This is a genomic window from Citrobacter sp. RHBSTW-01044, from assembly GCF_013781945.1.
In the GTDB taxonomy this organism is placed as follows: Bacteria; Pseudomonadota; Gammaproteobacteria; order Enterobacterales; family Enterobacteriaceae; genus Citrobacter; species Citrobacter braakii.
On the sequence record NZ_CP056180.1, the window covers coordinates 2,571,064 to 2,592,140 of the forward strand.

General features: G+C 52.8%; 20 protein-coding genes. 10 read left to right on the top strand and 10 right to left on the bottom strand.

Annotation, left to right across the window (positions count from 1 at the left end):
- The first annotated feature begins 295 nt into the window (after window positions 1-295).
- Entirely contained in the window at window positions 296-1,021 is a 726-nt protein-coding gene (locus HV352_RS12415) for a GntR family transcriptional regulator (protein WP_016156385.1), read from the top strand.
- A 24-nt stretch (window positions 1,022-1,045) separates the two neighbouring features.
- Window positions 1,046-1,744: a cache domain-containing protein gene (locus tag HV352_RS12420; RefSeq protein ID WP_016152932.1), complete on the top strand. Its 699-nt coding sequence runs from the start codon at window positions 1,046-1,048 to the stop codon at window positions 1,742-1,744.
- A 21-nt stretch (window positions 1,745-1,765) separates the two neighbouring features.
- Here HV352_RS12420 and HV352_RS12425 read toward each other — a convergent pair whose 3' ends face one another.
- The gene (locus HV352_RS12425) at window positions 1,766-3,247 is read right to left on the bottom strand and encodes an APC family permease (protein ID WP_016152931.1); all 1,482 of its coding nucleotides are present in this window, start codon (window positions 3,245-3,247) and stop codon (window positions 1,766-1,768) included.
- Between the two features lie 331 nt (window positions 3,248-3,578).
- On the opposite strand from HV352_RS12425, the gene HV352_RS12430 reads away from it, so the two are divergent.
- The 5 genes from HV352_RS12430 (at window position 3,579) to HV352_RS12450 (ending at window position 7,029) form a co-directional block, all read left to right on the top strand.
- Window positions 3,579-3,719, top strand: coding sequence for a hypothetical protein (locus tag HV352_RS12430; RefSeq protein WP_016152930.1), 141 nt, complete (start codon window positions 3,579-3,581; stop codon window positions 3,717-3,719).
- A gap of 204 nt (window positions 3,720-3,923) precedes the next feature.
- Window positions 3,924-4,757: an ABC transporter substrate-binding protein gene (locus HV352_RS12435; protein WP_016156383.1), complete on the top strand. Its 834-nt coding sequence runs from the start codon at window positions 3,924-3,926 to the stop codon at window positions 4,755-4,757.
- A 1-nt stretch (window position 4,758) separates the two neighbouring features.
- Entirely contained in the window at window positions 4,759-5,577 is an 819-nt protein-coding gene (locus tag HV352_RS12440) for an amino acid ABC transporter ATP-binding protein (protein ID WP_016156382.1), read from the top strand.
- Window positions 5,577-6,362 carry an amino acid ABC transporter permease gene (locus HV352_RS12445; RefSeq protein WP_181634781.1) on the top strand — a complete coding sequence of 262 codons (786 nt, stop codon included), beginning with the start codon at window positions 5,577-5,579 and terminating at the stop codon, window positions 6,360-6,362. Before HV352_RS12440 ends, HV352_RS12445 begins: the two co-directional genes overlap by 1 nt.
- Entirely contained in the window at window positions 6,352-7,029 is a 678-nt protein-coding gene (locus HV352_RS12450; RefSeq protein WP_181634782.1) for an ABC transporter permease subunit, read from the top strand. The genes HV352_RS12445 and HV352_RS12450 overlap by 11 nt, the downstream gene beginning before the upstream one ends.
- A gap of 9 nt (window positions 7,030-7,038) precedes the next feature.
- Here the strand turns inward: HV352_RS12450 and ydhT are convergent, their stop codons facing one another.
- The 9 genes from ydhT to ttrS form a co-directional block, all read right to left on the bottom strand.
- Complete coding sequence (gene ydhT, locus HV352_RS12455) at window positions 7,039-7,851, bottom strand: protein YdhT (RefSeq protein ID WP_181634783.1); 813 nt, start codon at window positions 7,849-7,851, stop codon at window positions 7,039-7,041.
- Window positions 7,852-7,854: 3 nt separating this feature from the next.
- Complete coding sequence (gene phsC, locus HV352_RS12460) at window positions 7,855-8,640, bottom strand: thiosulfate reductase cytochrome B subunit (RefSeq protein WP_181634784.1); 786 nt, start codon at window positions 8,638-8,640, stop codon at window positions 7,855-7,857.
- Window positions 8,637-9,305 (bottom strand): 4Fe-4S dicluster domain-containing protein, encoded by a 669-nt coding sequence (locus tag HV352_RS12465; protein ID WP_016152923.1) that lies wholly within the window; start codon window positions 9,303-9,305, stop codon window positions 8,637-8,639. Before HV352_RS12465 ends, phsC begins: the two co-directional genes overlap by 4 nt.
- Before the next feature lie 64 nt (window positions 9,306-9,369).
- Window positions 9,370-10,035, bottom strand: coding sequence for a YdhW family putative oxidoreductase system protein (locus tag HV352_RS12470; RefSeq protein WP_016156378.1), 666 nt, complete (start codon window positions 10,033-10,035; stop codon window positions 9,370-9,372).
- A 10-nt stretch (window positions 10,036-10,045) separates the two neighbouring features.
- Window positions 10,046-12,148, bottom strand: a complete 2,103-nt coding sequence (locus tag HV352_RS12475; RefSeq protein ID WP_047417780.1) for an aldehyde ferredoxin oxidoreductase — start codon at window positions 12,146-12,148, stop codon at window positions 10,046-10,048.
- A gap of 118 nt (window positions 12,149-12,266) precedes the next feature.
- Window positions 12,267-12,893 carry a ferredoxin-like protein gene (locus tag HV352_RS12480; RefSeq protein ID WP_016152920.1) on the bottom strand — a complete coding sequence of 209 codons (627 nt, stop codon included), beginning with the start codon at window positions 12,891-12,893 and terminating at the stop codon, window positions 12,267-12,269.
- Window positions 12,894-13,375: 482 nt separating this feature from the next.
- Window positions 13,376-13,585 carry a fumarate hydratase FumD gene (gene fumD, locus HV352_RS12485; RefSeq protein WP_003029345.1) on the bottom strand — a complete coding sequence of 70 codons (210 nt, stop codon included), beginning with the start codon at window positions 13,583-13,585 and terminating at the stop codon, window positions 13,376-13,378.
- Window positions 13,586-13,677: 92 nt separating this feature from the next.
- Window positions 13,678-14,262 carry a tetrathionate respiration response regulator TtrR gene (gene ttrR, locus HV352_RS12490; RefSeq protein ID WP_181634785.1) on the bottom strand — a complete coding sequence of 195 codons (585 nt, stop codon included), beginning with the start codon at window positions 14,260-14,262 and terminating at the stop codon, window positions 13,678-13,680.
- Window positions 14,237-15,970, bottom strand: a complete 1,734-nt coding sequence (ttrS, locus tag HV352_RS12495; RefSeq protein ID WP_087121883.1) for a tetrathionate respiration histidine kinase TtrS — start codon at window positions 15,968-15,970, stop codon at window positions 14,237-14,239. The genes ttrR and ttrS overlap by 26 nt, the downstream gene beginning before the upstream one ends.
- Before the next feature lie 227 nt (window positions 15,971-16,197).
- On the opposite strand from ttrS, the gene ttrB reads away from it, so the two are divergent.
- From ttrB to ttrA, 3 genes are read left to right on the top strand one after another with little or no spacing between them, the layout of a single operon-like run.
- On the top strand, window positions 16,198-16,932 hold the full coding sequence (ttrB, locus tag HV352_RS12500) for a tetrathionate reductase subunit TtrB (protein ID WP_019076686.1): 735 nt from the start codon (window positions 16,198-16,200) through the stop codon (window positions 16,930-16,932).
- The gene (gene ttrC / locus HV352_RS12505) at window positions 16,933-17,955 is read left to right on the top strand and encodes a tetrathionate reductase subunit TtrC (protein WP_047417786.1); all 1,023 of its coding nucleotides are present in this window, start codon (window positions 16,933-16,935) and stop codon (window positions 17,953-17,955) included.
- The gene (gene ttrA / locus HV352_RS12510) at window positions 17,948-21,019 is read left to right on the top strand and encodes a tetrathionate reductase subunit TtrA (RefSeq protein ID WP_181634786.1); all 3,072 of its coding nucleotides are present in this window, start codon (window positions 17,948-17,950) and stop codon (window positions 21,017-21,019) included. The genes ttrC and ttrA overlap by 8 nt, the downstream gene beginning before the upstream one ends.
- Window positions 21,020-21,077 lie beyond the last annotated feature (58 nt).

Here is a 21,077-nt window from a genome sequence, read left to right on the forward strand (position 1 = left end):
TACATAAAGAATCTTATGTAATATATATATTGTAAAAGATTTTCAAATGCGCAACATTGACACTATGATAAGCCTCGCATTTTTAACTTAATTTTTACATTTTCGAGATAAGGCTTTTCATTGTGAGCCGAGGCTTTATGCTCAGCTCATCATGAGGTTATCGGGACACACATCCGCTTGTGCAGTGACATTGCGCATAGGCATGTAAAATAACTCGGCCATTCTTACCTTCCTTGCCTGACGGGCATGTGTTAAAAATGGTCGTTGTTTCAGGGAATTGAGTGCAGAAAAGATTATGATTACTCACGCGGTCATATTTGCGCCTATCGGGCAGGTCAGTCGTTCAGACCAGATAGTGCAGCGCCTGTCAAACGCCATTATCACGGGGTTGCTGGAGCCAAAAGAACAGCTCCCCAACGAAACTGATTTGGCAAAGATGATGGGTGTCTCACATATCACTATCAGAGAAGCGCTAAACACGCTTCGGGCTAATAATCTTATCCATACGGTTCGTGGTCGTAATGGCGGGAGCTTCGTTTGCGAAAATATTGATGGCAAAAACAGCGCCCTGCATCCGTTCAAAGCGATCAGTACGGATTATCTTTCTGACCTGGGCGAAATGCATTGCGCCATTATCAGCCATAGCGCAAGGCTGGCTTCCAGACGGATGACCGGCGCGGATATCGCCAAATTTCGCGAGTTTGTTGAGGTGCTCAGCAAGGCAAACTCACCAGAGCTGATGACCCAGGCCGATATGCGCTGTCTACTGGCGATAGCTGCCAGTTCACATTCGGCGCGACTGGCCAATCAGGAGCTGCAGGTCCAGGCTGAATGGGCATCGCTGGTGGCGATACTTTATCGCGCAGACAACATTCATGCCGAAATTATTGCGCTTTACTCGGCACTGGCCGATGCGCTGGCAGCTCACAACGAGGCAGAATCCGTGCAGCTTGCCACACGGATCATCGACACGTTTACCTATTACCTTATTGAAAAAAAGCTGAAATATAACTCGAACTGACAATCAGTGAAGGCAGGACAGACAATGAGCTCTTCGACATCCTTAAGCGCATTAATTCGTAAGATTGATGATATTACCGCCTCTACCGTAGATTCTACCGTTGCGCTGGCGAGGAGCATCCATGAGGCGATTTCCGGGGTGCAAAAGGCCTCAGCAGAAGTTGTCCTCGATCCATCGGTGAGATCTACCGTTCAGCAACACATCAAGCGCACCCTCAGTAACAATCATTACTGTTCAGGGGCCGGGTTCGCCAGCCATATTGAGAGCACTGCCACCACAAAAGAGTATTGGCTGCTGGAATGGTGGTATAAGAAAGATAATGGTTTGAGTCAGGCGCACCTCGATTTAGATCAGGCCACCCAGCAACGTCTGGATTTCAGAACCTTCGAGTGGTTTAAGCACTCACCTCCGGCAGGAAAAGCCTATATCCACGGTCCCTACGTCGACTATATCTGCAATATTTCCTACACCCTGACCTCGGCAGTGCCGATCTACTACAACGATCAGTTTCTTGGCGTTGCCGCCGTCGATCTGCTGGTCAGTCAGATTGAGGCCGAACTGCTCTCCTGCGCTCATCCTGACTATGTCATTCTGACCAATCTGGAAAACAGAATTATCTTTTCCAGTTGGCCACGTTTTCGCGTGGGTGAATTACTCTCTCCCGCAAACAGTACCGTTGTTTATCAGAGCGACTACTTTATCCTTTATCACTATCAAAACTAAGGGCCCGAAGGCCCTTAGTTTTTAGTTATCCTGCCCCATATTCAGCTTGTTAGCGTAGGCAATGGCGTCGTTTTCCGGCGCAGCAGAGCGACCAAACGGTCGGGTCAGGAACATATAGATAAGCCCGGAGCCAACGACAATCGCCAGGCCGAACAGTACCGTCCAACGGTCGATGAAATCGCTGCTGTCTGCCGGTTGCGCCAACAACCAGATCCCACACAATCCATAGGCTAGCGCCAGCACGTTCACAATCACGCCCCAACCGCCAATGGTCCACTCCCCGGCCGGTTTCCAGCCTTTCAGGCGCTGGCGCAGTGCGGCAAGCACAACCATCTGGAACGAGATATAAATACCGATGACGGCAAACGCGGTAATACGCGACAGATTGTCTGGCTGAAAATAGACCCAAACGCAAATGATGACTGGCAGCAGACAGCTAACAACCATGGCATTATCCGGAACGCCATTTTTAGAGATCTTTGACATCCACTCACTTCCCGGCAGCATTCTGTCGCGGGAGAAAGAAAAGATAAGGCGGCTTAACGCAGCCTGCAGAGACAAAATGCACGACAGCATCGCCACAATCGCGACGATGATAAAGATAGTTGCGCCAGTTTCACCAAGAGCTTCATTAAGGATGGCCGGAATCGGGTCAGACGTTTTGCCATTCACGATACTGACCAGATTTGGTGAAGCCAGGAGGTATCCCATGACGGAAATAATCGCCGAAATCGCACCAAATACGATGCTTAAAATCATCGCGACCGGGATCTTTTTACTCGGATTCTGTACCTCTTCCGCAACGTTACCGCAGGCCTCAAAGCCAAAGAACATAAACAGCCCCATCAGCGCGGCAGACATAAATGCGGTGGAATAGCTGCCGTCATGCGCCAGCACGCCCATCGAATCAAAAATTACGGAGAATGGCTGCGAACGGTGGAATATCAGCAGATAAATTCCCAGCGCAATCACGCTAACGATTTCACACCAGAAGCCAATTTTTGCAACCCGGGCCAGATTTTTAGTCCCGGACATATTAACAGCCATCATCAAAAGCAGCAGCAGGACGGAAGTCGCCAACATAGTGGCTGGCGTCTGACCATAGTGGAAGAGCGACTCAACAAATGTTGAAGTATATTCCGCGATTGACGTAATGGTGACCACCAGTGCCCACAGGTAAATCCAGGCAGCGATCCACGCATATTTCTTGCCCCATAACCTTCTGGCCCACGGATAAAGCCCGCCGGTTATCGGATACTGGGAAGCCACCTCACCAAACACCAACGCCACTAAAAGTTGTCCACATGCGACGATTAAAATCCACCAGACTGCGGGCGGCCCCGCCAGCGTTACGGCCAGTGCAAACAGCGAATAGACGGCGGTAAGCGGCGAAAGGTAGGTAAAACCCAACGCAAAGTTTGAAATAAGACCGATCGAGCGATTGAACTGTTCTTTGCCATCTTTTTGAAAATTATCGTTTTTCTTATCAGGTGTCTGTTCCATATAGCTTTCTCTTTTGTGGAATAGTCGCAGGGTTGAACAATTAATGTATAAAAGATATTAAGTTATATGTATAGTGATTTTGTCGCTAATTTGTTAAAAATGATCGCGCATCACGTTAATGAAAAAGTGGAAGTAGAACAGTCGAGGGCACAAGTATTTTTCGGTATTTCCGCTTCACGGTTCTTTAGCAATGGCGAATTGTTGGTCAACTGGCGGGTAAACAGGCACCCCGAATTGAGTTCGACGCTAAGTAGCAAGAATCGCTGCTGTTAAGCAACATTTTTGCAATATAATAATGTGATGTTAAACGCTGAACCTGAGCAGGTGAATGATGGAAATTGATCTCGATAATCTGGTCTTTGATGGACTTGAAGAAGCGCAAGAGCGTAATGCTGAACGTCTGGAAGATGCAGACAAGAAAGCGCAGGACATTATTGCTGATAATGACTGCGGCGACGCCTGTAAAATCTGATTTCCAAACCGGCGCAATGCCGGTTTTTTTACCGCCAGACTATGCCCCTCCTCTTATCTACATATCCCATCACGTTTACCCATTGTTAACACCGCTTTCACTAATAACATTTTGTAAATAGATAAGAATTTTTTCTTATTTTGTCCTGAACGTAAGTTATGGGAGCGTAAAAAGCACAAACCAAAAACGACAGGGATTTACATCATGATGGCAACGAAAACTTACCGCGCTAAAAAAACACTGCTGGCACTCGGCGTGCTGCTGGCCACCGGCATTGCCGCCTCGCAGGCTCAGGCTGACCAACTGGCCGATATCAAAGCCGCTGGTGTAGTAAAAGTTGCGACATTCGACGCGAATCCGCCGTTTGGCTCCATCGATGCAAAAACGCATAAGATTGTCGGCTATGACGTTGATTTTGCTGAAGCGCTGGCAAAATCCCTCGGCGTAAAACTGGAACTGGTAGCGACTAATCCGGCAAACCGCATTCCGTTATTACAATCCGGTAAAGCCGATTTAATCGTGGCGGATATCACGATTACGCCTGAGCGGGCGCAGGTCATTGACTTCTCCGTCCCCTATTTTGTTACCGGGCAGCAGTTCCTGGTACCGGCCAAATCCCCGGACCAGCTCGATGCATACAGCAAAGCGCGAATCGGTGCGGTGAAAGGCACTACCGGTGAGCAGGCGTTACATCAGCGCTTCCCGCAGTCGCGTGTGCTGGCCTACGACGATATTCCACTGGCGTTGACCGCGCTACGCAATGGCAATGTTCAGGCCATCACCCAGGACAGTACGATTCTGGCTGGTCTATTAAGCGGTGCGCCGGATAAAGCAGATTTCAAAATTCTGCCTGATCTGTTGAGCAAAGAAGAGATCGGCGTGGGAGTGAAAAAAGGTGAGCCAGCGCTGTTAAAAGCCGTCAATGATGAGCTTTTGAGGCTGGAATCTACCGGGCAGGCGGCAAAAATTTATGATGTCTGGTTTGGCCCTGAAACCAAAAACCCGCAACCCCGCGCCTTTAAAATAGAAGCGAAGTAATATGCTCTCAGCCCTGTTTCATCGTTGTGCAGTTTCCGCGGCGGATTTTAACCATTTGCGCCAGGCAAGCGTCGAACTGCGCAATGTCATCAAACAGTTTGACACTCACACCGTACTTAACGGCGTCAGCCTGTCAGTTGAACCCGGTGAAGTGGTGACTATTCTGGGCCCTTCTGGCTCGGGAAAATCCACGCTTATACGCCTTATCAATCAGCTTGAGTCGCTCAGCGGTGGCGAGATTTTCATTGATGACAAACCAATTAGTCAGTTGCGCGGGGCAGCATTACGCCAGTTACGCAGCCGTATCGGTTTCGTTTTTCAGCAATTCAATCTCTATTCGCATCTGACAGCGCATCAGAACATCTCGCTGGCACTGGAATATGTTCACGGCTGGAACAAGGCGGCAGCCGCGCGTCGGGCACTCGAATTGCTGGATCAGGTGGGACTGGCAGAAAAAGCGAGCGCTTATGCCGCACAGTTGTCCGGTGGGCAGCAACAGCGCGTGGCCATCGCCCGCGCGCTGGCCTCATCGCCACAAATCCTTCTGTTTGATGAACCCACCTCCGCGCTGGATCCGGAAATGATCGGCGAAGTATTACAGGTGATGAAAAACCTGGCCCACAGCGGTATCACCATGATCGTCGTGACCCATGAAATGCATTTTGCCCGTGAGATTGCCGATCGCGTGGTATTCATCGATGGCGGAGAAATTCTTGAAGTGGCCGCGCCGGAGGATTTTTTCACCCGGCCACAGCACCCGAGAACCCAGCGTTTCCTGAAAAAAGTGCTCGACCCGTTACACCAGGAGTCATCGCTATAATGCTTGCAATGGACTGGCAGGGAGTGCTGAGCGGGCAACCTCTGCAATGGATAATTTCCGGTTTTTTCACCACGCTCTGGGTGACACTGGCAGGTGTCGTACTCGCCACGCTCATTGCCATCTTCCTACTCGGGCTGCGTCTGACGGGCCATCGCTTCAACAAAGCGGTGGTCAGTGTATGGGTTTCGGTGTTTCGCAACACGCCTTTACTGGTGCAACTGATGTTCTGGTATTTTGCCGCATGGAACTGGCTGCCCCGCAACGTTATTACTTTCATCAATGCAGAGCATCCCTGGTCTATTCTGCCAGGCGATGTCTGGTGGTTAACACCAGAGTTTATCTGTTCAGCATGGGGGCTGGGCGTATTTACCTCGGCATTTTTGGTCGAGGAGATCGCCTCTGGTTTACAGGCGGTTTCTGCCGGACAACGTGAGGCTGCCGCGGCGCAGGGTTTTTCATCCTGGGCAACGTTTCGTCACATTCTGCTTCCTCAGGGACTGACGAACGCCTGGCAACCCATTGTTGGGCAATACCTTAACCTGATGAAACTTTCCTCGCTTGCCAGCGGTATTGGATTTGCTGAGCTCACCTACCAGGTGCGGCAAATTGAGAGCTACAACGCGCACGCGCTGGAAGCCTTTGCTGTTGGCACTGCGCTCTATCTGTTCACCGGCATCGTTCTGGGTATGCTGCTTACGCGTCTTGGCCCACGACCTGCATCGGGTAAATCGTCCAAGGTTAAAACGCGTATCTTCAGCGTCAGGAGCATACTGCATGATCGCTAACATTTCGGTCATTACCGACAATCTTGATTATCTCCTGTGGGGACGGGCGGCGGAGGGACAACCCGGCGGCGTTCTGCTCACGTTGTTGATGGCTCTCGGCGCAGCGCTGCTGGCCTTGCCTGGTGGGATAGTTCTTGCCTGCTGCGCCTGGCGTTTTCCGGGCACGGTTCGCAACGGGTTGTTTATCTGGGCGGAGTTTATTCGCGGCATTCCGCTAATCTTTGTGATTTTCTGGATGTGGTATTTGCTACCCATGCTGACCGGAAGCGATCTCCCCGGAGCCGTTACCGTGACGCTGGCGCTGGCATGGTTCACCGCTGCCTCGGTCATGCACTCAGTGTATGCAGGAATTAGCGCGCTGCCTGGCGGGCAATATGATGCTGCCGTGGTTCAGGGTTTTCGCCCGTATCAGGCCCTGTGGCTTATCTTATTGCCGCAGGTGCTGCGTAACGTACTGCCATCGCTGACGGGGATTTTTATTGGATTACTGAAGGACACGTCGCTGGCGTTTATCGTTAACGTGCCGGAACTCACAACGGTTGCGGGTCAGGTTAACAGCCGGGTACAAATCTATCCGGCAGCCATTTTTATTTTTACGGGACTGGTCTATTACCTACTGTGCCTGAGTCTGGAGAAAATCACCCAACGCCGCTTCGCGTTAAAATGAGATCACGGCTCAACATTCCACAAACTGGTGGTCTTCGTTGAGCCGATATTTCACGCCCGCCCGAATGTTATTTTCCCCCTCAACGGCAAGCGCAAAACGCATTCTCTCGCCATCGTGATAGGCTAGCGCCGCGCAGCCGCCGGGACCGAGTATTATCGAATCGACAACACCGGTACTGGCAACAACGGCGTTCTCTCCGCTGGCAATAATGTGGACGTTGTCGGCGCAGTTGGCGATTTTAGACTCTGCGCCAAAACAGGCCAACTGAGTTAAATCACCACCGCAAGCAATCCGGTTTCTGTCGCCGAGCGAACTGATGCGTACGCGCATGCCGGTACTGGCGATACGCGTCCCGTCACCCACGCTACTGATACGTGCCGAATTTCCCACAACCGCAATTCGCCCGCGATCGCCTGAACTGCCGATATGCGCGTTATAGCCTACGCTACCAATACGTGCGCTGTAACCTGCGCTGGCGATCTGTGCGGCATACCCGGCGCTGGTGATTTTAACGTTATCGCCTGCACAACTGAATCGGGCATTATCTTCCGCACTCGCCAGCGGAGGGCTGATTTCCCCCGCCGTTTGCACACGGGAAATATTCCCCATCGCGCGAATATCCTGCTGGGCAAAACTCGCCTCTTCCCGCCATTTTGACCAACCGTATTCCACCAGGCTATTTGCCCAGTCTGTATACCCATCCCGCTGGAGCGCACGATGGACATCAGCATAGCTTCCGCCAGTTGGAAACGCGCGTAGAAACCAGCGATACATTACGGGCCCAACGCGCCAGGCCCGTAAGTCACTTCGCGTAATCATCATCGCTTAATGCCGGTGATAGCCATCCACCATACACTTGAAGGTTTCGCCCGGCGTACGACCTGTCGTGCAGAGATAAAGATGCCCAAAAATGAAAAACAGACTGATTATTGCCAGCGCGAAGTGCGCCTGGAGCAACCAGTAACGCACGCCGGGGAACAGGTCACCGACAACCGTCGGATAGAGCGATAACAACCCTGAGATCAGCAGCAGTGGCAGTAAGCCGTACATCACGCCAACATAGGCCGCCTGCTGTAGCGGGTTGAATTTACAACGCTTTGATGCCGGGAATGGGTGTGACTCGCCCTGCATAATGCCAAACAGGTAAAAACGCGTTTGTCTTTGCGCTCGTCCGATCCAGCCCTGACGTTGAATAATATAGTGATGCCCGTTGCCGCCAATCAGATTGATCAGGACAAAGCCAATCCAGCAGGCAAGCAGCAAAAAGCCGCAGACCTCATGCACGGTAAGCAGGCTTTTCATCACCGACGCACTGACAGCGGAGAAGTGATTGACCAGGCCACTGACCAGAAGTAGCAGAAATAGCAGCGCATTCGACCAGTGCCACAAACGAACGGCCTTCGAGTATAAATAGACTTTCTCACCGTGCCCTGCCGACGCTTTATGTGCGGCCCGAAAGCGCAGCATGGCGTGTAGCGCCAGCACCAGCCACATCCCCACCAGCATTAATCCGGCGATGACCAACCACACAGGCCAGTAGTCCGGTGAAAACAGGGGAACATACTGCGCAAGCTGGGCGTGAAACTGTTCGGCATTCTGCGACGCGTTCATACATTTTCCTTTTTAATCAAATGTTGACCGAACCGACGATACAGATGGGGTTTCCCGGCGCCTGCAAGTTGATGCTCGTAATACTTATTTTCTCTCAACCAAGTCTGAATTTCCGGGCTATCTTCGCGACCAAAAATCAGCGCATGTTCCGGGCAGGCGTTAACACAGATCGGCGGGAAACCTTTCGCCAGACGAGATTCAGCGCAGAAGTCGCATTTATCCGCCACTTTGGTCTGCGGGTTGAGATAGCGCACCTGATAAGGACACGCGCCAATACAGTAACTGCAGCCGATACAGGAAGACGTGTCTACCCGCACAATGCCGTTGTCATCTCGCCATGAGGCGCCAGTCGGACACACCTCAATACAGGGGGCATCATCACAGTGCTGGCAGGACTGACGGAAGTAGTGATACAGCGTTTCGTTGTCGTTGTCCGAAACCGGAATATGAGCTATCGACAAACGGCTACCCTGCGCAGGAACATGGTTGGTTTTCCTGCATGCGCGGGCGCAGATATTACATCCGTTACACAGTGATTCGTCGTGAATCATGACGTAATGTACGTCTTTAGAACTCCTGGTACTCGCTAACAGATTTTGACCTGGGCCAGTGAAAAAAATCACCGTCCCCATGCCAATGACAAATTTTCGTCGGGTGAAGGACATCGGGTTATCCTCTAATACTGTGACAGTGGTCGTCCACACGTTCCATGACATCAACCTGAATAATTCAGGGGTTCTGATACTGCTCAACCTCAAGCCATTCGCACAGGCCGTACGCTTTGCCATAACTCATAAAACGTTCGCTGAACAAATAAGGCTCCGCATTTGACGATTCCACAGTCCGTATATCTGCATAATCAGGATGCGTTTCCATAGCCGTGAGCGCAGCGGCAATCTGTTGAGACTCAAAGCGATACGGCGGTTGCGTCAACATGGCGACCTTATAAGGGCGAGGATACGTTCGACAATCGAAGCGTACCGCCTCGGCAATCGCACGGCAGATGTCGTTTTCCACCACCTGCACACACATGTCGGCGTAATTTGCCGTCATGGTTTGCGTCGAATAGAAATATGCTTCTTCCGCACCCTGCACACAGGTGATATCCGCACCATTCGCGTCCTGGCCCAGCACATCCAGCAGCGCGGAAAGATCGGTTTCAGGAACCGAATAAGGCGGCAGCAAAAAGACACTGCGCGCCACCAGTTGCCCCGATGCTGAATGCTGGCGGATAAAATCTGCCACAATCAACTCCGGGCTGGCTGGTTCCTGAACCTGGGGCGCATTCATCTGTTCTACAGGCGGGTGAAACGCCTGCAGCCACTGTCTCTTTCGGCTATCCACTTCGTCAGGAAACGCCTCAACGGGGGTCAGCACGTCGCTCACGTTAGTCATCTCGCATTCCTTACGCCGGCAACAGATCTTGTGCAGCCAAATCAGCGGCTACATCTTCAAGTCCGAGTCGGTTCAGGGTTTCACGCGTTGGGCAACCCAGCTCTGGATCCCAGCCCATTTCCTGATAGAACATCGTCAGCGACTGACGCATATCCTCCCGGTCCATCTTGTCGGTCCCTTCAGTGAAGACCGGGATCTTCGGATCTTTATCAAACACCCAGGAGCAGATGAGATCGTGCTCATTGCGCATATCTTTGGTTTGCATCAATTTGACCGTATAGGCACGGTGCAGAGTAAAGATGCGTTCAGCGGCCAGGTCCAGACTCTCCTGCGTGGTTTCATCGCCGGTGACCGCCTGGAAGAATTTTGCTTCCAGATCCAAATCGCCGCGATAGTTACGGCTCTTGAGTGGTGAAACCGTCATCGGCCACACCCAGTTGCACAGCGTAACCGCGTTATGCAGGCAGACTTTCAGCAGCGTCCATTTGGCGTATTTGATCTTGGCGGCATTGATCGGGGTGTAGTTTTTGGTTTCGTCGTATGCATCCTCCGAACCAAATAGCTCGCCCGCCACTTCGCGCTGTAATTTCAGCGGTAAACCGGAACCGATGAAGTTGATATGGGTGTGCGCCATACAGTCACGGTTAAACATACAGTTGGTGATAGCCCCAACCTGTGCAGAGGCCTCGTTTGCATGGTGGACAGGAAAACCAAACGGCGACCACAGTTTATTTTTGGCATAACCCCAGTACTCTTCGCCCAAATTCCAGCGTTCCGCAATGGCATACGATCCGTCCGCAAGATGGCTGAGTTCCCCCACGCGATGCGCCAACCGGTAGTAAAAATCCTTAATAAAATGAGGATCGCCCGCTTCCAGCTGATCCCAGCGGATCTCCGCATACTCTTCAGCTGGCAGTACGCGCTTAAAGACGCCTTTCGAATAGCAGTAAGTAAAATCACGATGCAACTGCCCGTAGTTACACCAGATGCCATAATCGTCAAACAGGTTCAGGCCAATCAGATTTCCCACCACGCGCCCATCGTCTTTATCGTCGAAATCTTTCGGGCCATTGGGGAAAATGGTGGTGTGGACAAAGTTCGCCACGCAGGTGTTACCGCCGGTACTTGGCACGCCAAAATCTTTCACCCGCGGGACATTGAGCTGCGACATACAGCGAATGGGGCATGAATGGCAGCCGCTCATTTTGACCGTGTATTTCTCAGCGGCTGGCCCCAAATCGAACACGGATTTATAGGTACGGAAACCCACGGTATTCTGGTTACCCGGCGGGATTTCCCCGGTTTCGATTGGTCCCCCTTCTGCCGCGCCCCAGAACAGTCCCTTACGGGCCGTCCAGCGCGAGTTTGGCGAAGAGTATTCTGCCCAGGCCTGCGGGGTGCTTGGCACAACGTGGTTGTTGTTGGCACCGATGAGCTCGGTCATCATGTAATCATTGAGCCGCTTCATCTCTTTACGATCGGCAATATTGACCCCTTTGGTCCCTTCTACCGCAATAGCCTTCAGGTTTTTCGACCCCATTACCGCGCCAGTACCGGCGCCTCCGCTGTGGTTGCGACTGTTGATCATGCAGGAGAGCGGCACCAGATTTTCACCCGCCTGACCAATAGCGGCGACGCAGGTTTCCGGGCTGGTAATGCGGCAAATCTCTTCGGTTGTGGCGCGCGTTCCCTTACCCCACAGGAAATCGGCTTTTTCGATGCTGACCTTTTCGTCTTTAATGTTGATCCAGACAGGCGTCGCGGACTTGCCTTCGATAATAATGGCGTCGTAACCGGCGAATTTCATTTGCGCAGCAAAGAAGCCGCCCATATGAGCATCCACCACTAAATTGCCTTTGGTAAAAGTCGATAAGGAGGTGATATTGACGCGGGAGCTACAAGGGGCACCAGAGCCCGTTAATGGCCCGGTGGCGAAAACCAGTTTATTCCCTTCATCGAAAGGCATGGTGCCTGGCGGGACTTCGTCGTACATAATTTTATAACCAAAGCCCATCCCGCCGACAAATTTTTTAAATTTACTGGAATCTTCAAGGGTGATATTCCCCGTGGTGAGATTGACCCGTAAAATATTACCTGTCCAACCATTAGCCATCATGTTTTCCTTTGCAAGAAGGTTTAATAGATATACCCGCCATCCTTCAGGCAGTTTTTTTGCAAAACTGCGATATTTTTGGCAATTAATGACGCGTATCAGGCATACCTGCTATCTATCAAACAGTAATATCTTTCCACTCGATAATTTTTAATGCCCCAGTCGGACAAGCATTGGCGCACTCCCCACATAACACACATTTTGAGGATTTTTTTGTTTCGGTATTCACGGTCGCCATCATCCACGGGCAGGCGGTGGTACAAGCGCTGCAGCCAATACAACGTTTATGATCCACCGCAATACAGCCGTCTTCCTGTTTCCAGGTAATAGCGCCAATGGGGCAGACCTTCATGCATTGCGGATCTTTGCACTGACGGCAGGTATCAGCGGTATAGTTTAAATCGCCATAAAGTCCGCCACCGGACCCGACGCCATCATCGCCAAAGAAGAAGTTGCGATGGATTTTTATACGAGAAAAGAAAGTCCCCACGGCACCATCGTTATAATTGGTACAGGAAATTTCACAGCGGTGGCAGCCAGTACAGCGCGCTCGCTGGGTCACCAGCACCCCTTTCGGCGTATTGATAAGCCCCACGGTACCGCTGTCGATATCTTCCTGCTTACAGCCAAAAAGTGATAACAGTGCAGGGGCGATGGTTAATCCCGCCAAACCTTTTCCTGATATCCGCAGAAATTCAAGCCGCGTTAAACCACAATCTAAAAATGGACGATCAACCTGATTCATTTATTTCGCATCCTCTTCGCAAACGCTGTGTTAGCAACACCTCCAGGCTAAATTAAACCCGTGCAACTCAAGCCATTTCGGGCGGTTAATGTTGCCAACAACACGTAAATTTTTGCCCTAACCTGATCGCGTAAAATGACGGTGGTTAAACTGAATGAATCCAATCCTTTAGGGTTAGGCGTAAAGATAATGTGGTTATTCAGCGCTCATAGTTTTGATCGTCATCAATTAAAAAACGGAAGGGAAATAATAAATGCGGAGTGAGATTTATTATCATTAAGATAAGTTGAAATAATATTTCACATGCTTTGCAAATATTTGTGACTCTACTCGCATATATATTTTAATATATCATTCGGAATATAACTCAATATACAGCGAAGGTTACTCTTCTAATTGCAGCACTAAATTATATATATTGATAAATTAACGTGACGAGAATAAAAGGACGGCGAACGAGACCACCATCCTCTTTTTGTGGATTAACCGGCTAATGCTTTAATGACGGTCTCAATAGCCTGTTTTTCTAACTCGCTGCGCTTCACACGCTGGTTGGCGAGGGTGGTTCTCAGTACTCCCGCAATGACGATATGCTTAGGCTCTTGTCCCAGATCGCGCATTTCCAGCACTACTTTACCGACAACTCTGCACATTTCACGGTACAACTCATCGTCTTTGGTCTGATTTCCCATTTTTTCCCGCTCGTCATTAACTCAAACCAACAGCATATATCAGTCTGACGGATTAGACAAAATTCAATGAAAATCAAATAAATGTCATAAATTTACTGAATCCTCTGCAGTCGATTAACCAGTTCAGCAAGACTCCCCGACTGCATTTTTTCCATCACCCGCGCCCGATGAACCTCAACCGTGCGCACGGCAATATTCATAGCATCAGCAATTTCCCGATTCATTAACCCTTTTGCTACCAGTTGCGCCAGTTCTCGCTCCTTTGGCGTAAGCTGCTGATAGCAAACCACGATCTCTTGTCGCGAAAAGGCGGCGTGAGAAATCTGCACTGCATGCTCTAACGCCGCTTGCAGAGGCGCGGCGGAAACCGGCTTTTGCAAAAAATCGACCGCACCGCGTTTCATTTGTTCAACCGCCATCGGCACATCGCCATGCCCGGTGAGAAATACCACCGCCAGCGTACTCTCACGCTGGCGCATGGCTTCATGCACAGCATGCCCATCCATTACAGGCATACGCATATCCAGCAAAAGTACGCCCACCTGGTGCAGATTTGCCTCGGTGAGGAATGTTTCGCCTTGCTCCCAGCAACACACCTCATATCCCAGACTTTCCAGTAAAAACGCGCAAGCCTGGGTGACGGCAATATCGTCATCCAGCAGATGAATGATTGCCACGACGGCCTCCCTCCGGGTTTTGCTTAAAATGTAATGTCACCACCACGCCCGCTTTTTCATCTGGAGCCTGATGATTTTTGATCTCAATGTCTCCGTTTGCGTAGCGCACCAGCCGCTGACAAATGGCTAGCCCCAGCCCCATGCCCTCTTTACGGGTGGTCATAAACGGCTGAAAAGCCTGGTACAGCTGCATCTCATCAATACCTCCGGCGTTATCCTGCACCTGAATACTCACATCACCATCCTCACGCTGAGCGCTAAACCACACGGTGGTTGCCCCCGCCTGGGCGGCGTTGAGAACCACATTGGCCAGTACCTGTTCGAGGAGAACACACGGCAACGTTAATGTTAACGCCTTACCGATCTGCGTTTGCAGCGCTACCGCCGGAAATTGCTGGGGCATGCGTAATAATTGCCAGACGTGATGGATAGCATCGTGAACGTTAACAACTTGCCAGTCATCGGTCATCACCGGATTGCCCTGTGCCTGGCTGACCCACTGGCGAAGATTGTGCAGCGTATCAGCCCCCCGCTGCGCCTGGGTATCAATGTGTTCCAGCGCGGGCAGCAGTGGATGCTGTTGATCCTGATTACGCAGGCGGATCAGACAGCCCTGCGCATAATGACGGATAGCCGATAGCGGCTGATTGAGCTCGTGGGCAAAACCCGACGTCATCTCGCCAAGCACGCTCATTTGGCGAGCGGTTTCCAGCTCCTGTTCCTGTTTACGCAACAATACGTTGTTTTGCTCCAACTGCCTGCCGCGTCGGCGGACCAGCAACATCACCCAGATGTAATTGAGCGTCAACAACAACAAGACAAGAGCCGCGGCCCCCATCGCCAGCCGATGTTGAATAAACCAGCTTTTGACATCCAGCCACAGCTGGCGCTGCTGCGGATGCTGGCGGACATCGCGCAGCAACGCTTCCACCTCGCGGGTCGAGGCGGGCGCCCCCCAGCGAAACGTCGCGTTCTGCGGCGCATTGAACAGGGCCCGCGTGACGCGATCGGCCAGCTCGTCGCTTACCGCAGGCAGTGCCGCAAATGACCAGTCAGGATAGAGCGGCGTACTGGTTAAACAGGGAATCGACGTTGGATGGTTAAGCACGGCCGTAAAATCTGTTTTACGAATAAGCCCTTCTTCGTCCATTTTTTCCAACAGGCACACCGGCACAATCACTGCCTGCACGGCTTTTTCGCGTAATAAATAGAGTAAGGCATCGGCGGGAAATCCGGTAAACGTCAGGCGCAAATCGCGCTCCGGGCGCAGGCCGGCATCGCTGAGCGCTTTATATCCCAGCAAATAGCCGCCAAATGCCTGAGCGTCAATGGCACCCACCGTTTTGCCGATCAGATCGTGTGCGGAGGTTATCCCGCTATCGCGCCTGACGAGGATCGCGCTGCCAATCACATTACTGGTGGCTTTCCCCCCGCGAGTAGAACGGAGTGACGCCAGCCAGCGTAGCGCAGCGCGGCTGTTTAGTTGAACAAATTGCGCCGGATTAGTGACCACAAATTGTACCGTTCCACGATTCACCGCCTCCTGCATCTGCCGCAGGTCCAGCGGTTGAATATGAAACTGTTCGCCGGGAATTTGTTGATTCAACAGGGTTTCCAGCGGCTGCCAGTGATTACGCGTGGAGACCTCCCCACGCATCGCCAAAACGCCAATGTTCCACGTCTGGGCCCTGACCACACCGCTTAGCATCCATAGCGACACCAGCACCGTCAGACATTTTGCTACGTTGCGTCCCACTCAATTATCCCTGTCAATTATGTTGTTTTAGATCAACAACAAGCCGGGTATGTGGTTAACCACAATAGAGTCCCCCCCGTCACGATTTTTACACTGTAAATCATCAAGATTTTTTATTCATCACACGCAAACCAACGGCGTGACCAATGTTTCGTTGTTGCATCGTGACGGGAGAAAATATGGACAGCAGTAAACGGCAGTTTCTCCAGCAACTGGGCGTCCTGACCGCTGGCGCATCACTGGTACCCTTGGCTCAGGCGCAATTTCCCTTCTCGCCTGAACGCCATGAAGGCTCACTTCAGCATCGCTACGCCATGCTGGTTGACCTGCGACGCTGTATCGGCTGCCAAGCCTGTACTGTCAGTTGCGCCATTGAAAACCAGACGCCGCAGGGTGAATTTCGCACCCTCGTTAACCAGTACCAGGTGCAGATTGAAGGTCAGCAGAGCGTCACCAACGTCCTGCTGCCGCGGCTGTGCAACCATTGTGATAATCCTCCCTGCGTGCCCGTTTGCCCGGTACAGGCTACCTTCCAACGCGAAGACGGCATTGTGGTGGTCGACAACACGCGCTGCGTGGGCTGCGCCTACTGCGTGCAGGCCTGCCCTTATGATGCGCGGTTCATCAACCATGAAACACAAACCGCCGATAAATGTACCTTTTGCGTTCACCGCCTCGAAGCTGGCCTGCTCCCGGCCTGCGTGGAATCCTGCGTCGGCGGCGCGCGCATCATAGGCGATATCAAAGATCCGCACAGCCGGATTTCTCAAATGCTGCGTGAACACCATGACGCCATCAAAGTCCTGAAACCGGAAAACGGGACATCACCGCACGTGTTCTATCTGGGTCTGGACGAAGCGTTTGTAACCCCGTTGATGGGACGTGCTCAACCCGCTCTCTGGCAGGAGGTTTAAATGAACCATTCACTGGTTATTGAAGAGGTTCTGGCCCATCCCCAGGACGTAAGTTGGTTACCCTGGGCCGTACAATATTTCTTTTTCATCGGCATTGCCGCCTGCGCCGCGCTGTTCGCCTGCGTGCTTCACTGGCGTAAACAAGAGATGCCGGAACTGGAAAACCTGACGCTGTTAATCGCCCTGACCTGCGCGATTACCGCGCCGCTGGCGCTTACCGCTGACTTACACCAAACCGCCCGCGTCTGGCATTTCTACGCCTGGCCGACGCCGTGGTCCTGGATGCCCTGGGGCGCGCTGTTTTTACCGCTATTTACCGGCTTCTTAGGTCTGTGGTTTCTGGCGCAGCATGTTAAACGGTTAACGCTTAAAAGTTACAGCGTCACTAAGTGGCTGGCGATAGGTAGCGCCTTGTCAGCCATCGGGTTGCTGGTATACACCGGCCGCGAAGTGTCGGTAGTGCAGGCGCGTCCCGTCTGGTTCAGCTACGCCTTTCCGGTTGCGATGTTCCTCAGCGCGCTGCAAACGTTTCTCGCCCTGCTCATCGCCGCGACAAAACGCGAGGGAACATTGACCCGCAAACTGGCGTGGGGGCAGACAGTCACCCTGATGGTACTGGCTTTAGTCGTAGTGATATGGGTGAGCGGCAATACGCTTTCCGGTTCGGCTATTCGCCAATGGCTGAACGTTGCCCCGTTAGCACGACACTACGCTATCGGTTGGGTTGCGCTATGGCTTGTTTCGCTTGTCCTGTGCGGGCTGGTGCTCCGTAACCCCTTATCGCTGCCGCTGCGCATATTACTTGCATTTAGCGCGATGGCGCTGTGCTGGCTGATGCGCTGGACGTTACTTATCCAGGTGCAGACCGTACCGAAATTTAACGCGCTGTTTAATCCTTATACCCTGCCCGGTGGTACCGATGGCTGGCTGGCCATTGTGGGCACCTTCGGCCTGTGGATAGCACTGATCATTATTGTTCGTGAAGCCCTGAACGCGATCGCAAGGAGAATGCAACATGGCTAATTTAACCCGTCGTCAGTGGCTTAAAGTAGGCCTTGCCGTAGGTGGTATGGTGACTTTTGGCCTGAGTTATCGGGATGTGGCAAAGCGCGCGATAGACGGTTTGCTGGACGGCTCCTCGGGCAAAATTACCCGAGACCGCATCTTTGGAAACGCCCTCATCCCCGAAGCCAATGCCCAGCCGCGCTGGCAGCAGAACCCGCAGCAAGTTATCTCCATGACGCAGTGCTTCGGCTGCTGGACGCAGTGTGGCGTGCGGGTGCGCGTTGACAGCGAACAAGGCAAGGTGTTGCGCATTGCGGGCAACCCCTATCACCCATTGTCTCACGAGCACCATATTGACGCCTCCGTCCCCTTTGCCACCGCAATGGAACAACTGGCGGGCGAAACGGGTCTTGACGCGCGTTCCACGGCCTGCGCCCGTGGCGCAACCTTACTTGAAGGTTTATACAGCCCGTTACGCATTCTCCAGCCCATGAAACGTGTCGGCAAACGCGGTGAGGGAAAATGGCAGAGCATCAGCTTCGAACAGCTGATCAAAGAGGTGGTGGAAGGCGGCGACTTGTTTGGTGAAGGCCACGTTGACGGCTTGCGGGCAATCCATGACACCAACACGCCACTTGATGCCGGGCATCCCGGCTTTGGCCCTAAATCCAATCAACTGCTGGTCACCAATACCAGCGATGAAGGACGTGATTCATTTTTGCGCCGCTTTGCATTAAATAGTTTTGGCAGTAAAAACTTCGGCGCTCATGGCGCTTACTGTGGTCTGGCATACCGGGCCGGTTCCGGTGCGTTAATGGGCGATCTGGATAAAAACACCCACGTGAAGCCCGACTGGGACAATGTCAAATTCGCGCTATTTATGGGAACGTCTCCGGCGCAATCCGGTAACCCGTTTAAGCGCCAGGCTCGCCAACTGGCCAGCGCCCGTTTACGCGATGACTTCCGTTATGTGGTGGTGGCACCGGCCCTGCCATTGACCACGGTGCAGGCTGACAATCGCGGCCACTGGCAGCCTGTACGTCCGGGAAGTGACTCCGCGCTGGCGATGGGGATGATCCGTTGGATTATCGAAAAACAGCGTTATAACGCCGATTATCTCACCATTCCCGGCGTACAGGCCATGCAGCAGGCCGGGGAAAAAAGCTGGACTAACGCCACGCATCTGGTGATTACCGATGAGCTTCCAACCCTTGCCGGACAGCATTTAACCCTCGCGCACCTGAGTGCAAATGCCGCCCAGGAGCCGGTGGTCATTAACGAAGCCGGCGAAATTGTCGCCGCCAGCAGTTGCCCACGCGCGCAGCTGTTCGTCACCCGCCAGGTCACGCTGGCAGACGGTCAGACGGTGACGGTAAAAAGCAGCTTCCAGTGTCTGAAAGAGTCCGCCGGGAAACTAACGCTGACGCAGTACAGCCAGCAATGCGGCGTGTCTGAAGCTGACATTGGCGCCCTGGCCGACGCGTTTACCCGCCATGGCCGCCAGGCAGCGGTGATTACGCACGGTGGAATGATGGCAGGCAATGGATTTTATAACGCCTGGTCGGTGATGATGCTCAATGCGCTGATTGGCAATCTCAGTCTTGAAGGCGGCGTGTTTGTCGGCGGCGGCAAGTTCAATGGCGCCACCGACGGTCCGCGCTACAACATGGACAGCTTCGCCGGGAAGGTAAAACCAAAAGGATTAAGCATCGCGCGCAGTAAAACTGCTTATGAGTCTTCCGAAGAGTATCGCAATAAGGTGGCCGCCGGACAATCGCCCTTCCCGGCCAAAGCCCCGTGGTATCCGTTTGTCGCAGGCCAGCTTACTGAACTCCTCGTCTCGGCGCTGGAAGGCTACCCTTATCCGCTGAAAGCCTGGATCTCCAACATGACCAACCCGTTCTACGGCATCGCAGGGTTGCGCGGCGTGGCGGAAGAAAAGCTCAAGGATCCTGCGCGTCTGCCGCTGTTTATCGCTATTGACGCCTTTATGAACGAAACCACGGCGCTGGCCGATTACATCGTGCCGGATACCCACAACTTTGAAAGCTGGGGATTCAGCGCCCCGTGGGCCGGCGTTGCCAGTAAAGCCACCACCGCGCGTTGGCCGGTAGTGACAGCGGCAACCAGCAGTACCGCTGATGGTCAACCCGCCTCGATGGAATCTTTCTGTATCGCAGTGGCAAAACGCATCGGGCTCCCCGGATTTGGTGACAATGCGATTACCGATCCGCAGGGCAATCACTATCCGTTGAATCGTGCGGAAGATTACTACCTGCGACTCGCCGCCAATATTGCGTTTATGGGCAAAGCGCCGGTCGCTGAAGCGCAACCGGAAGACCTAGCGCTGACTGGGGTACAGCGGATCGTGCCGGTGATGACCCAAACGCTGAAAGCCGATGAAATCAGCCGGGTGGCGTTTATCTACTCCCGCGGTGGGCGTTTTGCGCCAGACAACAGCGGGCGGGTTGAGAATCGGATAGGCAATGCGTGGGAAAAACCGCTACAAATCTGGAATGCGGACGTCGCCGCGCACCGCCATGCAATTACCGGCGAGCGCTACAGCGGCTGCCCGGCCTGGTATCCTTCACGCCTGTCAGATGGGCGTGCGGTCGAGGAGTTGTTCCCGGAACAAGAGTGGCCGCTGAAACTGATTTCTTTTAAATCCAATACCATGTCCAGCGCCACGGCGGTGATCCCACGTCTGCATCATCTGAAGCCGGTTAATCTGGTGGCGCTTAATCCGCAGGATGGTCAACGGTATGGTTTAGCGCACGGCGATATGGTGCGTATCACCACGCCTGGCGGTCAGGCGCAGGCGCAGATAAGCCTGCTTAATGGCGTGATGCCGGGCGTGATCGCCATTGAACACGGTTATGGGCATAAAGAAATGGGCGCGGCGCAGCATACGCTCGACGGCAAGCCGATGGCGTTTGACGCACAAATAAGGTCGGGGATTAATCTCAACGATTTGGGCTTTGCGGACCCTACCCGGCAGGTAGCCAATACCTGGCTTGACTGGGTGTCAGGTGCAGCGGTGCGCCAGGGTTTACCAGCGAGGATTGAGCGAGTGAAACTCTAGCGCCGGATGGCCACGCCAACGCGTTTTATCCGGCCTACAGAACGTCGTAGGCCGGATA

Coding starts and splice junctions, on each gene's coding strand:
- ttrA (WP_181634786.1), top strand. CDS start 17,948: ATGGCTAATTTAACCCGTCGTCAGTGGCTTAAAGTAGGCCTTGCCGTA.
- HV352_RS12450 (WP_181634782.1), top strand. CDS start 6,352: ATGATCGCTAACATTTCGGTCATTACCGACAATCTTGATTATCTCCTG.
- HV352_RS12465 (WP_016152923.1), bottom strand. CDS start 9,305: ATGTCCTTCACCCGACGAAAATTTGTCATTGGCATGGGGACGGTGATT.
- HV352_RS12445 (WP_181634781.1), top strand. CDS start 5,577: ATGCTTGCAATGGACTGGCAGGGAGTGCTGAGCGGGCAACCTCTGCAA.
- ydhT (WP_181634783.1), bottom strand. CDS start 7,851: ATGATGATTACGCGAAGTGACTTACGGGCCTGGCGCGTTGGGCCCGTA.
- ttrS (WP_087121883.1), bottom strand. CDS start 15,970: ATGCTAAGCGGTGTGGTCAGGGCCCAGACGTGGAACATTGGCGTTTTG.
- phsC (WP_181634784.1), bottom strand. CDS start 8,640: ATGAACGCGTCGCAGAATGCCGAACAGTTTCACGCCCAGCTTGCGCAG.
- ttrC (WP_047417786.1), top strand. CDS start 16,933: ATGAACCATTCACTGGTTATTGAAGAGGTTCTGGCCCATCCCCAGGAC.
- HV352_RS12425 (WP_016152931.1), bottom strand. CDS start 3,247: ATGGAACAGACACCTGATAAGAAAAACGATAATTTTCAAAAAGATGGC.
- ttrB (WP_019076686.1), top strand. CDS start 16,198: ATGGACAGCAGTAAACGGCAGTTTCTCCAGCAACTGGGCGTCCTGACC.
- HV352_RS12475 (WP_047417780.1), bottom strand. CDS start 12,148: ATGGCTAATGGTTGGACAGGTAATATTTTACGGGTCAATCTCACCACG.
- HV352_RS12415 (WP_016156385.1), top strand. CDS start 296: ATGATTACTCACGCGGTCATATTTGCGCCTATCGGGCAGGTCAGTCGT.
- HV352_RS12430 (WP_016152930.1), top strand. CDS start 3,579: ATGGAAATTGATCTCGATAATCTGGTCTTTGATGGACTTGAAGAAGCG.
- HV352_RS12440 (WP_016156382.1), top strand. CDS start 4,759: ATGCTCTCAGCCCTGTTTCATCGTTGTGCAGTTTCCGCGGCGGATTTT.
- HV352_RS12435 (WP_016156383.1), top strand. CDS start 3,924: ATGATGGCAACGAAAACTTACCGCGCTAAAAAAACACTGCTGGCACTC.
- HV352_RS12480 (WP_016152920.1), bottom strand. CDS start 12,893: ATGAATCAGGTTGATCGTCCATTTTTAGATTGTGGTTTAACGCGGCTT.
- HV352_RS12470 (WP_016156378.1), bottom strand. CDS start 10,035: ATGACTAACGTGAGCGACGTGCTGACCCCCGTTGAGGCGTTTCCTGAC.
- fumD (WP_003029345.1), bottom strand. CDS start 13,585: ATGGGAAATCAGACCAAAGACGATGAGTTGTACCGTGAAATGTGCAGA.
- HV352_RS12420 (WP_016152932.1), top strand. CDS start 1,046: ATGAGCTCTTCGACATCCTTAAGCGCATTAATTCGTAAGATTGATGAT.